Annotated in this window: 11 protein-coding genes and 1 pseudogene; 11 read left to right on the plus strand and 1 reads right to left on the minus strand. The window is 40.4% G+C overall.

The window, feature by feature from the left end:
- The first annotated feature begins 193 nt into the window (after window positions 1-193).
- Window positions 194-1,189, plus strand: coding sequence for a CapA family protein (locus JV16_RS01475; RefSeq protein WP_412093550.1), 996 nt, complete (start codon window positions 194-196; stop codon window positions 1,187-1,189).
- Between the two features lie 191 nt (window positions 1,190-1,380).
- Here JV16_RS01475 and JV16_RS01480 read toward each other — a convergent pair whose 3' ends face one another.
- The gene (locus tag JV16_RS01480) at window positions 1,381-1,755 is read right to left on the minus strand and encodes a zinc ribbon domain-containing protein (RefSeq protein ID WP_021095401.1); all 375 of its coding nucleotides are present in this window, start codon (window positions 1,753-1,755) and stop codon (window positions 1,381-1,383) included.
- A gap of 158 nt (window positions 1,756-1,913) precedes the next feature.
- Here JV16_RS01480 and JV16_RS01485 point away from each other — a divergent pair, with 158 nt between their 5' ends.
- The 10 genes and pseudogenes from JV16_RS01485 to JV16_RS01530 all read left to right on the plus strand — a co-directional run bounded on the left by JV16_RS01485 (window position 1,914) and on the right by JV16_RS01530 (window position 14,901).
- Window positions 1,914-2,576: a DUF975 family protein gene (locus JV16_RS01485; protein WP_021095400.1), complete on the plus strand. Its 663-nt coding sequence runs from the start codon at window positions 1,914-1,916 to the stop codon at window positions 2,574-2,576.
- A 255-nt stretch (window positions 2,577-2,831) separates the two neighbouring features.
- Entirely contained in the window at window positions 2,832-4,322 is a 1,491-nt protein-coding gene (locus JV16_RS01490) for a malate:quinone oxidoreductase (RefSeq protein WP_042533913.1), read from the plus strand.
- Between the two features lie 307 nt (window positions 4,323-4,629).
- Window positions 4,630-5,634, plus strand: coding sequence for an ABC transporter ATP-binding protein (locus JV16_RS01495; protein ID WP_035063370.1), 1,005 nt, complete (start codon window positions 4,630-4,632; stop codon window positions 5,632-5,634).
- Window positions 5,631-6,557 carry an ABC transporter ATP-binding protein gene (locus tag JV16_RS01500; RefSeq protein WP_021095397.1) on the plus strand — a complete coding sequence of 309 codons (927 nt, stop codon included), beginning with the start codon at window positions 5,631-5,633 and terminating at the stop codon, window positions 6,555-6,557. The genes JV16_RS01495 and JV16_RS01500 overlap by 4 nt, the downstream gene beginning before the upstream one ends.
- Before the next feature lie 17 nt (window positions 6,558-6,574).
- A complete protein-coding gene (gene opp4B, locus JV16_RS01505; RefSeq protein WP_021095396.1) occupies window positions 6,575-7,543 on the plus strand; it encodes an oligopeptide ABC transporter permease in 969 nt (322 codons plus the stop codon).
- 13 nt (window positions 7,544-7,556) lie between these two features.
- On the plus strand, window positions 7,557-8,426 hold the full coding sequence (locus tag JV16_RS01510; protein WP_021095395.1) for an ABC transporter permease: 870 nt from the start codon (window positions 7,557-7,559) through the stop codon (window positions 8,424-8,426).
- A 15-nt stretch (window positions 8,427-8,441) separates the two neighbouring features.
- Window positions 8,442-10,220 (plus strand): oligopeptide ABC transporter substrate-binding protein, encoded by a 1,779-nt coding sequence (gene opp4A / locus JV16_RS01515; RefSeq protein ID WP_021095394.1) that lies wholly within the window; start codon window positions 8,442-8,444, stop codon window positions 10,218-10,220.
- Window positions 10,221-10,575: 355 nt separating this feature from the next.
- A complete protein-coding gene (locus tag JV16_RS01520; protein WP_244463782.1) occupies window positions 10,576-11,142 on the plus strand; it encodes an NYN domain-containing protein in 567 nt (188 codons plus the stop codon).
- Between the two features lie 4 nt (window positions 11,143-11,146).
- Window positions 11,147-11,494 (plus strand): annotated as a pseudogene (locus JV16_RS01525) (IS66 family transposase); the annotation flags it as partial.
- A 173-nt stretch (window positions 11,495-11,667) separates the two neighbouring features.
- Complete coding sequence (locus JV16_RS01530) at window positions 11,668-14,901, plus strand: helicase-related protein (RefSeq protein ID WP_021095392.1); 3,234 nt, start codon at window positions 11,668-11,670, stop codon at window positions 14,899-14,901.
- Window positions 14,902-14,903 lie beyond the last annotated feature (2 nt).

Raw genomic sequence — 14,903 nt, forward strand, 5'->3', positions numbered from 1 at the left:
AAAAGGTGTCCGAACAGGGCACCTTTTTACGTTGAAAACTGTCGGATCGCTCGTTTCATTGCAAAAGAAATGATTCCGTCTATTGTTTTTTTATAAAACTATGTTCTAAATCATCAACAAACAAAGTAAAAAAGGATTTTTCGTCTATTTGTAGAAAAGAAATACATGAAAGGGGAGTGGGGAAGTGAGAAACATATATATTTTTGTATGTGTCTGTCTGTTTTTATTTGCCCAACCAGCTTGGGCACAAGGAGAAACGAGCATTACATTAAGCGCCGCTGGCGATGTGACGCTTGGTCGCGATGAAAACTATGGCTATACATATTCGTTTGATCATGAAGCGAAAAAAAATGGCCTTGCTTTTTTTACAAAATATATTGAACCGATTTTTAAGCAAGATGATTTTACAACCGTCAATTTGGAAACAACGTTAACAAACGCAACGCAAAAAGCGGAGAAAAAGTTTCGTTTTCGAGGCGATCCGTCGTATGTCAACGTTTTAACGCGCGCGAGCATTGAAGGGGTCAATCTTGCGAATAATCATACGTTAGACTATGGACAAAAAGGATATATAGATACGATTGCTACGTTAAAACGAGCGAATGTCGGATATTTTGGGAACGGAGTACAGCTTGTGAAGACCGTTAAAGGAGTAAAAATTGGTGCGCTCGGCTATAAAGGATGGAGCGATACGAAGGCGGTACGAAAGCAAATTGCAAACGACATAAATTCCCTACGAAAACAAGGAGTCCAAATCATTCTCGTTCATTTCCATTGGGGTGACGAGCGAAGCTATATGCCAAATAACCCGCAAAAAGCGTTAGGGAGATTTGCGATCGATAGCGGAGCAGATCTTGTCGTTGGTCATCATCCGCACGTCATTCAAGGAATAGAGCAATATAAAGGGAAAATGATCGTTTATAGCTTAGGTAATTTTATGTTTGGAGGCAATAAAAATCCGAGCGATAAAGATACGTTCGTTTATCAACAAACATTTTATTTTGTTAACGGCCAAAAACAGCCGAAAACAACGATTCGCATCATTCCATTTTGCATCTCATCTGTCACGACGCGAAACAACTATCAACCGATTCCACTTCAAGGAAAAGAAGCAAGTCGCGTAAAAGAAAAAATCGTCAATTTATCAGCAAAAATTAATAAACCAACATGGCTCGTATATGAAAAATAAAGTATAATGGAAAGAAAAGGAGTTGATTTTATGTACATCGGGGACATTGTATTTCAACTCGTGATGCTCGGTACGTTGCTTGGGGTTTTTGCTGTATTCGTTTTTGGTGCTGTATGGTTGACAAGGTCTATAAAGGGAAAAAGAGGGTAAAATTTATTTTAGATGATTAAAACCGAGCGATATGCTCGGTTTTATAATGCCTTTCCGCAAGATGGACAAAAGCGAAAATCTGTTTGTACGTTTGTTCCGCAGTATGGACAAAACTTCCCTTCTTCATGATGGGCGAAGCGAGCATTTAGCGGATCTTTTTCTTCATTTTCTTCAACGATATCGACGATGGACATCCGTTCTTTCCCTGTGGCGTTTTTATAATGATATACCGCCTGAAAAATACCGATGCCAATAACGATCAGTCCGAAAAAAGGAAAGAGTTGTGTTCCTGCAATTGGAGATTCTTTTGTAATGGAAAAAGTCATAAACGTCCAAAATATGCCGAATAAAATGGTGGCGATACTGCCAATAAATCCTTGTATGGACGGTCCACGGCCAGGTTTTATACTTTTCATGTGTATTCCTCCAATTTGTTTGATACATCCATTATATACAAGAAATAGAGGAAGTTCATGTTGTTTTTAAATAAAAGGAGTAGAATGTATGCTAGAATGAGTGTGGATGCCATAAAATATATGGTAAGCATCATGGAACAGGAGGAGGGTTTTATGATATGTCATTATCATCATTAAGGCGTGAAGCGAGGAAAGCATTGAAAGGAAAATGGGGGAGTGCGGTGCTTCTCATACTTGTTTATGCCCTTGTAACGATGGTTGTTCCTTTCAGTGTTGAGGTTGTGTTTAGTGGAGGATGGGAAGCGTGGCTTTATCAAGAAACTGTACCGACATCAGCCTCGATTGTAAGCATGTTCGTTTCGTTTGCACTTATCCCGCTTAGTGTCGTCTTGTATTGGTTGTTTTTAGATGCGTATCGCAATGAGCCTATTCGTATCGCTCCGCTATTTACTGTTTATCAAAACGGAAAATTAACTTTAAAGCTGATTGGTACTTCGCTTTTATTCGGGCTTTTCGTCTTTTTATGGAGTTTATTGCTCATCATCCCGGGAATTATTAAATCGTTATCTTACTCACAAACGTTCTTTCTCTTAAAAGATCATCCAGAGTACAGTGCACTTCAAGCGATTAGCGAAAGTAAAAAACGAATGAAAGGGTATAAAGGAAAGCTATTTTTACTATATTTGAGCTTTATCGGTTGGGGACTTCTCTCGATCCTCACGTTTGGTATCGGATTTTTATGGCTCGTCCCATACATCTACACATCGCTTGCTGCGTTTTACGATCAATTTATTCGTACGCAAGAAGCACCGGCTGAATAAAACGAACAAGGGCCCCCTTGTTCGTTTTATTTTTTTGAAATAAAACTAGTAAAATATCAAATTGTTTTGTAAAATCATTAAAGAAAGAATATTGTTTCTTTTTGTCGAACAGATAAAAGTGCAGAGTCTTTTTGATTTAACGATATAGCCACGTTTGTAAAATAAACAATAATAGTGACATACTATAATTGAAATGTGTTATAATAAATACGGAGAAGTTTTTGATCGAATTGATGGGATTTAGGGGGTCCAATGATGAAAACAGATGTCATTTTAATTGGTGCGGGGATTATGAGTGCGACTTTAGGGACGTTGTTAAAAGAATTGGCACCAGAGTGGGATATTGCGGTATTTGAAAGGTTAGACCAACCAGCAGATGAAAGTTCGAACGAATGGAACAATGCCGGAACCGGTCATGCCGCACTTTGTGAACTAAACTACACAGTAGAAAAAGCGGACGGATCAATTGACATAAGCAAAGCGATTAAAATTAACGAACAATTTCAAGAGTCGCTACAATTTTGGTCTTATCTTGTTCAAAATAAGCGCATTCGCGACCCGAAGGACTTTATTATGCCTATTCCACATATGAGTTTCGTACAAGGGGAAGAAAACGTCGCGTTTTTGAGAAAGCGCTTTGAACAGATGGCTAATCATCCGTTATTTAAAGGGATGGAGTTTTCTGACGATCCGCAAAAATTAGAAGAGTGGATTCCGCTGATGATGGAAGATCGTATCGTTACTGAACCGATTGCAGCAACAAGAATTGAAGCGGGAACGGACGTGAATTTCGGGGCTTTAACACGCATGTTATTTGAGCATTTAGAACATAAGCATGTGAATTTGTATTATAAACATCATGTTGAAGATATGAAACGAACAAGTGATAACTTATGGGAAGTAAAAGTACGCAATTTAGCGACAGGGGAAGTTGACGTTCACACAGCGAAGTTCGTCTTTATCGGGGCAGGCGGCGGCAGCTTGCATTTACTACAAAAATCCGGCATCCCTGAAGGAAAAGGAATCGGTGGATTCCCGGTAAGTGGGCTGTTTATGGTGTGCAACAATCCAGACATTATCGAGCAACATCATGCGAAAGTGTACGGAAAAGCGAAAGTTGGTGCACCGCCGATGTCTGTCCCGCATTTAGATACGAGATTCATAGGCAATGAGAAAATGTTATTATTTGGACCGTTCGCTGGGTTTTCACCAAAGTTTTTAAAGAACGGTTCGATATTCGACTTAATTACGTCTGTCAAACCGCACAACGTGCTGACAATGCTTGCGGCAGGGGCGAAAAACATGGCACTTACAAAATATTTAATCGAACAAGTCATGTTATCAAAAGAACAACGCATGGAAGAATTGCGCGAATTTATCCCGAATGCGAAAAGCGAAGATTGGGATGTTATTATCGCTGGTCAGCGCGTGCAAGTCATTAAAGATACAGAAGCAGGTGGCAAAGGAACACTTCAATTCGGTACGGAAGTTGTTGCTGCACATGACGGCTCCGTTGCCGCTTTACTCGGTGCATCGCCAGGCGCTTCAACGGCTGTTCATGTCATGCTTGAAGTCATTGAAAAATGCTTCCCAAATGAGATGAAACAATGGGAACCAAAAATTAAAGAAATGATTCCTTCATACGGCGTGTCGCTGATGAAAAACGAAACACTTTTACGCGACGTACAAACGCTCGCTGCTCAAACGCTTGGCCTAAAAGAAAACATGCCGCTCCAAATTGCATAAATACGAAAGGCAGAAGTCGGTGGACTTCTGTCTTTTTTCGTAGCGATCATGCATTTGTTGTAACGAGAAAAAAGGGGTTCTGTTTTTAGGTTTATCATCAAAATATGTACTTCTTTTTTAACAATATAAAAAAAGAGTAATGTGGAAGTAAAGTAGAGTTTTTCGTTTCCTGACCATGGTCGTTTTTACTTATCAAGTACAACTTATGGTGGAAATCCAAAAAATGTTGAAATAACAAAAAGATTGTAATAATATATTTTTATATAAAAATACATAATTTTCAGTTTATTCAATAGGAGGTGACTGCTTGTTGAAACGATCAGTGTTACAAATAGAAAGTTTGCGAGTTTCTTTCAGGATTCAAGATGAGTATTATGCAGCGGTGGATGATGTTTCGCTAACTGTTCACGAAAACGAGGTGCTTGCCATTGTCGGAGAGTCCGGATGTGGAAAAAGCGCGCTCGCTCTTTCGATTATCGGATTACATCCGCCGGAACGGACGAAATTAGAAGGGGCTGTAGTATTTAAAGGAAAAAATCTTTTAACACAATCGGTACAAGCATTAAATCAAATTCGCGGAAAAGATATCGGCATGATTTTTCAAGATCCGCTGACGGCGTTAAATCCGCTTATGACTGTTGGCAAACAAATTGAAGAAAGCATGGACTATCACACCACACTATCTACCGCTGAGAAACGAAATCGGACGCTAGAGTTGCTTGAGCACGTTGGCATTCCAAATCCGTCACAAACGTATGACCGTTATCCTCATGAATTATCAGGAGGAATGCGACAACGTATAGTCATTGCGATTGCGATTACTTGTAATCCAGCGCTACTCATTGCCGATGAACCGACGACGGCGTTAGATGTCACGATTCAAGCACAAATTATTCGCCTATTAAAAAACTTACAGCAACAACTCAACACAGGCATTCTTTTAATTACTCATGACTTAGGGGTAGTTGCCGAAATGGCAGATCGGGTCGCCGTCATGTATGCAGGCGAAATTGTCGAGCTTGCGGATGTACATACGCTATTTACCCGCCCGTTGCACCCGTATACCCGTTCGTTACTGCAGTCCATCCCTTCCTTGCAAACTCCAAAAGAAACGCTTCATGTGATTCAGGGGATTGTTCCACCATTGACGAAACTTCCGAGAACTGGCTGCAGATTTCGATCCAGAATTAGTTGGATTCATGAATCAAAACATGAGCCACATCCTATATTGCGCGAAGTCGAACCAAACCATTGGGTTCGTTGCACGTGTTACCAACATTTTTACTTTCCCGATGGGGGGGAAAAGGCATGACATTTCTCCGAGTCAATCAACTAAAAGTGCATTATCCGGTGCGCGGTGGGTTTTTTCGTAAGGTCATCGGGCATGTAAAAGCGGTCGATGGGATTAGCTTTGAATTGAAAAAAGGGGAAACGTACGGACTAGTCGGGGAGTCGGGATGCGGGAAAACGACAACGGGGCGAACAATTATTGGCCTAGTGAAAGCGACAGCAGGAGAAATTTTGTTTGATGGGAAAGATTTGACGAAACTAAGTCGCCGTGAATTTGTCCAATATCGAAAAGACATACAAATGATTTTCCAAGACCCGTACTCTTCGCTTAACCCAAGAAAACGAGTATTAGATATTGTTGCGGAGCCGTTGCGTAATTTTGAAAAACTATCTCCGCAAGAAGAAAAACGAAAAGTACAAGGTCTCATTGAAAAAGTAGGGCTGCATTCGGACTCCGTCTATAAATATCCTCATGAATTTTCCGGCGGACAACGGCAGCGTATTGGCATTGCCCGTGCCCTCACGCTCAATCCAAAGCTAATCATTGCTGACGAACCGGTATCGGCGCTTGACGTGTCTGTTCAAGCGCAAGTATTGAATTTCATGAAAGATATTCAAAAAGAGTTTCAGCTGACGTATTTGTTCATCAGCCATGATTTAGGAATTATTCGCCATATGTGTGATCGCATTGGTATTATGTACCGCGGGCAATTTGTTGAAGAAGGGACGAAGGACGAAATATTTCACGATCCGAAACATATTTATACAAAAAGGTTATTGGCGTCTATTCCTAACGCCGACCCGTTAAGACGGCAAGAGCAGCAAAAACTACGACAACAAATCGAAAAAGACTATGAACAATTGTATTCTCGTTATTTTGATGCGGAAGGAAGAGTATATCCACTGAAACGCATTTCCGAAACTCATTCGGTTGCGATCCCGTAAGAGAGGAAGGAGAGAGGATGGTCAAATTTATATTGCGACGTATCATGATGATGATTCCACAACTATTTGTTTTAAGTGTGCTTATTTTTCTGCTTGCCAAAGCGATGCCTGGTGACGCTTTAACAGGCCAGCTAGCAAACAATCCAAAAATGGATGCGCAAACGTTAGCAGAGATGAGAGAAAAACTAGGGCTAAACGACCCTCTGTATGTTCAATATACGCGTTGGATAAAAAATTTACTCCATGGAGATTTAGGATTATCATATGTTCATCAACAGCCTGTGACAGACTTGTTAGCAGGGAGAATGTGGAATACGATTTTGCTTTCGTTGTGTATTTTAGTGCTAACATACGCCATTGCCGTCCCCCTAGGAGTAATTTCCGGTCGTTGGCAAGATTCGTGGGCGGATAAGTTGATTGTCGGATATAGCTATGTTAGCTTTGCCACCCCGTTATTTATTTTTGCGCTCATCATGCTTTTTTTGTTTGGGTTTAAGCTCGGATGGTTTCCAACGGGCGGTAGCGTTGATATTCAGCTAGAGGAAGGGACATTTGATTATTACATAAGTAAGCTTAATCATCTTTTATTGCCGTCTTTATCTGGTGCGTTAATTAGTACGGTCGGAATCATTCAATATTTGCGTAGTGAAATTATTGACACAAAAGTAAAAGATTTTGTCCGCACGGCACGGGCAAAAGGAGTGCCAGAAGCGAAAATTTATTCGCGTCATATTTTGCGTAACTCATTTTTACCGATTGCCGCTTTTTTAGGCTATGAAATTACCGGATTAATTGGCGGATCTGTTTTTTTAGAATCTATTTTTAGTTATCCAGGTATCGGTCAGCTTTTTCTTCAGTCGATTATGCAGCGGGATTATAGCGTCGTGACAGCACTTGTGATGATTTCAGGACTTGCAACATTAATCGGGACATTGTTATCGGACATCATTTTAAGTGTTGTTGATCCGCGGATAAGAATCGATTAGAGGAGGGGGAAAAATGAAAAAGACAGAATATTCACCCTTTTCTGTTCTGTGGCGGGAAGTAGTGAAAGATAAACTAGCGCTTAGCTCTCTTTTGCTTCTTTCACTCATTCTATTCATTGTATACGGGGCTTCCATTGTACTAGATCAAGAAGAAATCGTCAAAGTCGATCTTTTGTCCATCTACTCCCCGCCGTCTGCCGAGCATTGGCTAGGAACAGACTATGGTGGAAGGGATATTTTAGGACAACTCATTATTGGGGCGAGAAATTCTTTTACGATCGGTTTAGCCATTACGTTGCTGACAGGATTAATCGGATTAACAATCGGATTAATTGCAGGTTATTTTGGTGGAGTAATTGATAACATCATTATGCGTATTATTGATTTTATCCTTATTTTGCCTTTTTTAATGCTAGTTATTGTTTTCGTGGCAATCGTTCCGAAATATAACGTGTTTACGTTTATTTTGATTATGAGTGCCTTTCTATGGACAGGAAAAGCGCGGCTCATTCGGGCAAAGGTGTTGGCGGAACGAGAGTTGGACTATGTGAGCGCCTCAAAAACGCTCGGCACGCCCGATTGGAAAATTATCGTTCGGGAAATATTACCGAACTTAAGCTCGATCATTATCGTGAATTTAACATTGAATCTTGCAGGCAATATCGGAATTGAGTCAGGACTAAGCTATTTAGGATTTGGTCTCCCAGAAAGCACGCCAAGCTTAGGGACATTAGTCAGCTATGCGACAAATCCGGATGTATTGCAAAACAAATGGTGGGTTTGGTTACCAGCATCAGTACTTATTTTAGTAATGATGTTGTGTATAAATTTTATCGGCCAAGCGTTAAAACGTGCGGCTGATGCAAGACAACGATTAGGATAAAAGGGGGAGATGGAATTGAAAAAAAGGTATTGGAAGTTTTTTAGCGTGCTCGCTGGACTGGCACTCGTATTGTCCGCATGCACCGACTCGACAAGTAGCGATCCAAAAAAACCGACAGAGCAAACTGCACCAAAAGAAGACATCGGCAATTTTCCGATGACGGTCAAAAACGATGGGGAAATTGTCGACGGCGTACTTACTTATGGGTTAGTGTCAGATACACCATTTGAGGGAACGCTCAACTATGCATTTTACACAGGACATCCGGATGCGGAAATTTTGCAGTTTTTTGATGAAGCGCTATTTCGTACAAACGGAGACTATGAGATTACGAATGATGGGGCAGCCACGTACGAGCTTTCCGCAGACAAAAAAACGATGACAATTAAAATTAAAGACAACGTGAAGTGGCATGACGGGGAGCCAGTAAAGGCAGAAGATTTAGAGTATGCGTATTTAGTCATCGGACATAAAGATTATACAGGGGTGCGTTATGGCGATGCGCTTATACAAGGTATTGTCGGCATGGAGGAGTACCATAGCGGAAAAGCGTCAACGATTTCTGGCATTAAAGTAGTCGATGAAAAAACGCTTACGATTACGTGGAAACAGGCGAATCCATCCGTGTTAACCGGAATTTGGGCATATCCGCTGCCGAAACATTACTTGAAAGATATTCCAATTGACCAATTGGCTCAATCAGACAAAATTCGTAAAAATCCGATCGGTTTCGGACCGTTCAAAGTGAAGAAAATTGTCCCAGGAGAATCGGTGGAAATGGTGCGCAACGATGACTATTATGGCGGGAAGCCGAACTTAAAAGGGGTCATTGTAAAAGTCGTCAGCCCGAAAGTCGTTCTTCAGTCGTTGAAAAAAGGCGAAATTGACATTGCAGAATTTCCAACCGATCAGTATGTAGGTGCGAAAGGAACGAAAAATATTCAATTCGTTGGCAAAATCGACTTAGCTTACAACTATATCGGCTTCAAGCTCGGGCGTTGGGATGCGAAAAAGCAAGAAAACGTCATGGATAATCCAAAATTCCAAGACAAACGATTGCGCCAAGCGATGGCATATGCGATTGATAACAAGTCAGTCGGCGAGAAACTTTATCATGGGTTGCGCTTCCCTGCGACAACGCTCATTCCACCATCGTTCCCTGGCTACCATGATAAAGAGGCAAAAGGCTATTCGTATGACCCAGAGAAAGCGAAAAAGCTGTTAGATGAGGCAGGGTATAAAGATAAAGATGGCGATGGGCTTCGCGAAGATCCAAACGGAAAGAAATTTACGATTCATTTCCTTGCGATGAGCGGCTCCGATGTGGCCGAACCGTTAGCGAAATTTTATATGCAATGTTGGAAAGATGTCGGATTGGATGTACAATTAGTCGACGGACGCTTAGCGGAGTTTAACTCGTTCTATGATATGGTTGAAAAAGACGACCCGAAAGTCGATGTGTTTGCTGCTGCTTGGGGAACAGGAACAGATGTTGACCCATACGGACTGTATGGACGAAACGTCATGTTCAACTACTCGCGTTGGGTGAACGAGAAAAATGATGAGCTACTCGAAAAAGGGCATTCGGAACAAGCGTTTGATAAAGAATACCGGAAAAAGATTTACAACGAATGGCAAGCATTAATGAACGAGGAAGTCCCGGTAATTCCGACACTATACCGTTCAGCGCTTTATGCAGTAAACAATCGGGTGAAAAACTTCACGGTCGACCCAAGCTCGCAGTTGACGTGGAAAGATGTCGGTGTGACAGCAGAAAAACCAGAAGTAGAATAATAAATGAAGGGGCGGTTCGAGAAAAGAACCGCTCTGTTCATTTATCTAGCGTGTGACACTAGGTTATCAATTTTATTAAAATCATCAAATAACGATAAAGATTTTCATAAAATTGTTTATCAGTCCATGCCATTTATGCGACATGTCAAACGCCTTTGCGAATACTTTCTCATCATTTCGCAATATGATTAAGAACATATTGTCAAATCAAAAATAAAGGTGGTGTGTGTTGACATGTCGTGTTTTTGTTGTATAATTGTGCATAGAATAAACGCTGTCGTTCATATGGATGGCAGGTCAAGAAGGGAGCGGCATCGTGTCGCTCCTTTTGCTTTTTATGTGAGGAGGGATGTTTTTGTATTCACGAATCGCCTTATTTATCGATGGCGGGTATCTTGACAACGTATTGAAATGGCATGGAAAAGCAAAAATTGATTACGGTAAGCTTGCTACAGCTATGGCTAACGACCACTTGCTTCTGAGAACGTACTACTATCACTGTCTCCCTTATCAATCTCCAAATCCATCTTCAGAGGAAAAAGAGTATTTTTCCAATGCTCAAAGTTTTTTCAAAAGATTGAGTAGGCTAGAAAGCTTCACTGTTCGAGAAGGAAAACTTGCATTCCGCGGTATTGATGATCGCGGTTTCCCTGTGTTCGAGCAAAAGCGTGTTGATGTTATGCTAGCGACAGACTTAGTTATGCATAGTACGAAAAAACTGATTACGCATGCAGCCCTTTTAACAGGGGATAGCGACTTTTTACCAGCGTTGCAAATTGCACAATCAGAAGGAGTGCATATTACTCTGTATTATTCTGATGAAAGCGACGACATTCGCCCGCACGATGAACTGTTGGATATTGTAGATGATCGGAGGTTGATCAACAAGGACTTCATCCATAGTATTAAAAGAGGATCATGAGTAAGCCATTGCATACTGTCTGAATCAATGGGATAAGTTAGTGGCCTTTTTAGAGGATGGGCGACTGCAGATCGATAATAATCGCAGTGGGCGATCTATCAAACTTGTCGTGATAGGAAGGAAAAATTGGCTTTTCGCAAATACACCACAAGATGCTAGGGCGAGTGCCATCATTTACAGCGTGGTAGAGACAGCGATAGCGAATCGACTACATCCGTATTACTATCTTCGCTATCTTTTTGAGCAGCTTCCCAATATGGATGTATCAGACAGTCGTGCATTGGATCAAGTACTTCCTTGGTCTAAAACACTTCCTGCTTCATGTATTGCTTTTCATCAACTAACTCAATAATACCTTAAGCCTCGGCCTTTAAAAAGGTGGGGGCTATTTGACGTTTACGTTTTTTCTCGTATTTACGCACGTTTCCGACTAATTTCGACAGTTTTTGTCATCTTTATTTTGATACAATAAAACTATGTCGAAACGAATGGTAGTTATGACTAATAAAGGAGTTCGGATGTTACATGTCAAAAGGAATGATTGATAATAAACAGCGTGGTTTAGTGGGGGATGTGCTCAAAAAGCATATGCAAAAAGGGAGCAAACTTTCTGTTGCGGCAGCTCATTTTACGCTATATGCTTTTGTAGAGTTAAAAAGGGAGCTTTCACAAATTGAAGAATTTCGCTTTATTTTTACAGAACCGGCATTTGTAAAAGGAGACTATTTAGCGAAAGAGAAAATCGCAAAAAATGAAGCGTTATTGTATGGGGTGGAAGAAGAGCAAAAATATAAAGCCGAGCTGAACCAAGCATACATAGCAAAAGAATTTGCGAAATGGTTGAAGCAAAAAGCGAAAATAAAATCGGTTACTACGCGCAAAATTGAAGGCGGGCTATACCATGTCCAAAATAAAGATGGAAAGCAAATTGGATTGGTCGGTGGCGCTCCTTTTTCAAGCCCAGGACTAGGTTACAGCAACTCGTCCAACATGTATATTAACACGATTACAGATGATGAAAAAGAGAATATCGAATTATTACGTCAATTTGATGACATTTGGAAAAATGAGTATGCATTGCAAGATGTAAAGGAACAAATTTTGCGCCAATTAGAGGTACTGTATCGAGAGCATACGCCTGAATTTATTTATTTTGTTACACTTTACAATCTTTTTAAAGACTTTCTGCAAGAAACACGTGATTACAGCACGTTGCAAACGAAAACAGGGTTTGAAAATACGATTGTTTGGAACAAGCTCTACGATTTTCAACGCGACGGCGTGATCGGGGCAATCAATAAAATTGAAACGTACGGAGGGTGTATTATTGCCGATAGCGTCGGATTAGGAAAAACATTTGAAGCATTGGCGGTCATTAAATATTATGAATTACGGAATCATCGCGTTCTTGTGCTTGCGCCAAAAAAACTGCGGGAGAACTGGGAAATTTATCGCGCGAATGACAAACGAAATATTTTGCTAGAAGACCGCTTCTCTTATGATTTACTGAATCATACCGATTTATCGCGTAAAAGTGGATATAGCGGAAATATCAATTTAGAATACGTTAACTGGGGAAATTACGATTTAGTCGTCATTGACGAGTCGCACAATTTTCGTAACAATGACCCGCGGAAAAGCCATATTACCCGCTACTCACGTCTAATGAACGACATTATTAAATCGGGCGTGAAAACAAAAGTGCTCATGCTTTCCGCTACCCCTGTCAACAACAAACTTGACGATTTAAAAAACCAAATTGCTTTCATTACGGAAGGGAATGATAAAGCACTAGCAGAAAAAGCGAATATTAAAAGCATCAATCAAACGATTCGCCGTGCGCAGTCACAGTTCAAAAAATGGAGTAGCTTACCTGAAGAAGAACGGACGACAGAACGGTTATTAGATATGTTAAGCTGGGACTATTTTACGTTGCTTGATTCTTTAACGATTGCTCGCTCGCGCCGCCATATTGAAAAATATTATAATGTAAACGCGATCGGGAAATTCCCGCAACGCTTAAAACCGATCAATATAAAAGAAACGATTGATGCAAAACATGAATTTCCACCGCTTTCTGTCATCAATAATGACATTTTGCGTTTGCGGTTTGCGCTTTATTCGCCGATGAAATACATTTTGCCGCACAAGCAAGCGTTTTATCACGAAAAATACGACACAAAAGTCGCGAATGGACGTGTATTGAAACAAACAGACCGTGAAAACAATCTCGTCTATTTAATGAAAACAAACTTATTGAAGCGTTTAGAAAGTAGCGTCCACTCTTTCTCGCTAACATTACAAAGCATTATCGAACAAATCGATGCCTATTTGTCTAAAATTGAGAACGAGGCTACTAACATTGGCGATTTCGATAATATTGACATGGAAGATGATGAGATGGAAGAAGCATTTGTCGGGGCAAAAGTGAAAATTGCCCTGCGTGATATCGATCGTATCCGTTGGAAGCAAGATTTACTATATGATCGTACCATTCTACAAAAGTTATTGGATTATGCTAGCCAAGTTACACCGGAACGCGATCAAAAAATGTTGACGCTTAAAAAGATGATTCAACAGAAAATCGCACACCCAATCAATGGACAAAACAAAAAGATACTCATTTTTACGGCGTTTGCCGATACAGCAAAATACTTATATGAACATTTGCACCGCTGGATTCGGCAAGAGTTCCATCTTCACTGTGCAGTAGTGACAGGGAAAGATCGGCCGAAAACGACGTTTCCGATGCAAAAGACGGACTTTAATAACGTTTTAATGCATTTTTCTCCTATGTCGAAAGAGCGAGGGAAACTGATTCCTGATACGATCGGTGAAATTGACATTTTAATTGCCACAGATTGTATTTCGGAAGGGCAAAACTTGCAAGATTGCGATTATTTAATTAACTACGATATTCACTGGAATCCGGTGCGCATTATTCAACGGTTTGGCCGGATTGACCGAATTGGAAGTAAAAACGAGCAAATTCAGCTTGTGAACTTTTGGCCGCCAATGGAACTTGACGAGTACATCAACCTTGTTGGCAGAGTGAAAGACCGCATGGCAATTCTCGATATTTCATCGACCGGAGAAGAAGATGTCCTTTCTAGCAACAGCAATGAAATGAAAGACCTTGAGTATCGGAGAAAACAATTGGAAAAACTACAAAGCGAAGTGATCGATTTAGAAGATATTTCGGGAAACATTTCGTTAACTGACTTTACGATGGATGATTTTCGCATGGACTTATTGAATTTTATGAAACAAAACAAAGAAATGATCGAAACAGCACCTTTCGGACTGTTTAGTATTACAACCAATAAAAATGAAAAACTAAGAGAAGACATTCAACCAGGAGTTATTTTTTGTTTAAAGCAAATCAATCATTTTGCGACTACACATGAACAAAATGCACTTCATCCATACTACTTAGTGTATGTGAAAGAAGATGGAGAAGTATTATACAACCACGTCCATGTGAAAAAGATTTTGGACTTATATCGATCGTTATGTCACGGAAAAAGTGAAGTAGAAAGCGAATTATATGCGGCGTTTTACGAGGAAACGAAAAACGGAAAAGAGATGGGCGGGTATAAACTACTGCTTGAGCAAGCGGTGGAAGAGGTTGTCGGAAAAATCGATCAGCATGCAACGTTGAACATTTTCAGCTTAGGAAATTTAGATCAACTAATGACAACAGTTAATACAAATTTACAAGATTTTGAAATCGTTTCTTATCTTATTATCAAAGGGTGAGA

The sequence above is a fragment of the Anoxybacillus ayderensis genome, assembly GCF_000833605.1.
GTDB classification, from domain to species: Bacteria; Bacillota; Bacilli; order Bacillales; family Anoxybacillaceae; genus Anoxybacillus; species Anoxybacillus ayderensis.

Coding starts and splice junctions, on each gene's coding strand:
- JV16_RS01485 (WP_021095400.1), top strand. CDS start 1,914: ATGTCATTATCATCATTAAGGCGTGAAGCGAGGAAAGCATTGAAAGGA.
- JV16_RS01480 (WP_021095401.1), bottom strand. CDS start 1,755: ATGAAAAGTATAAAACCTGGCCGTGGACCGTCCATACAAGGATTTATT.
- JV16_RS01510 (WP_021095395.1), top strand. CDS start 7,557: ATGAAAAAGACAGAATATTCACCCTTTTCTGTTCTGTGGCGGGAAGTA.
- JV16_RS01490 (WP_042533913.1), top strand. CDS start 2,832: ATGAAAACAGATGTCATTTTAATTGGTGCGGGGATTATGAGTGCGACT.
- JV16_RS01530 (WP_021095392.1), top strand. CDS start 11,668: ATGTCAAAAGGAATGATTGATAATAAACAGCGTGGTTTAGTGGGGGAT.
- JV16_RS01500 (WP_021095397.1), top strand. CDS start 5,631: ATGACATTTCTCCGAGTCAATCAACTAAAAGTGCATTATCCGGTGCGC.
- opp4B (WP_021095396.1), top strand. CDS start 6,575: ATGGTCAAATTTATATTGCGACGTATCATGATGATGATTCCACAACTA.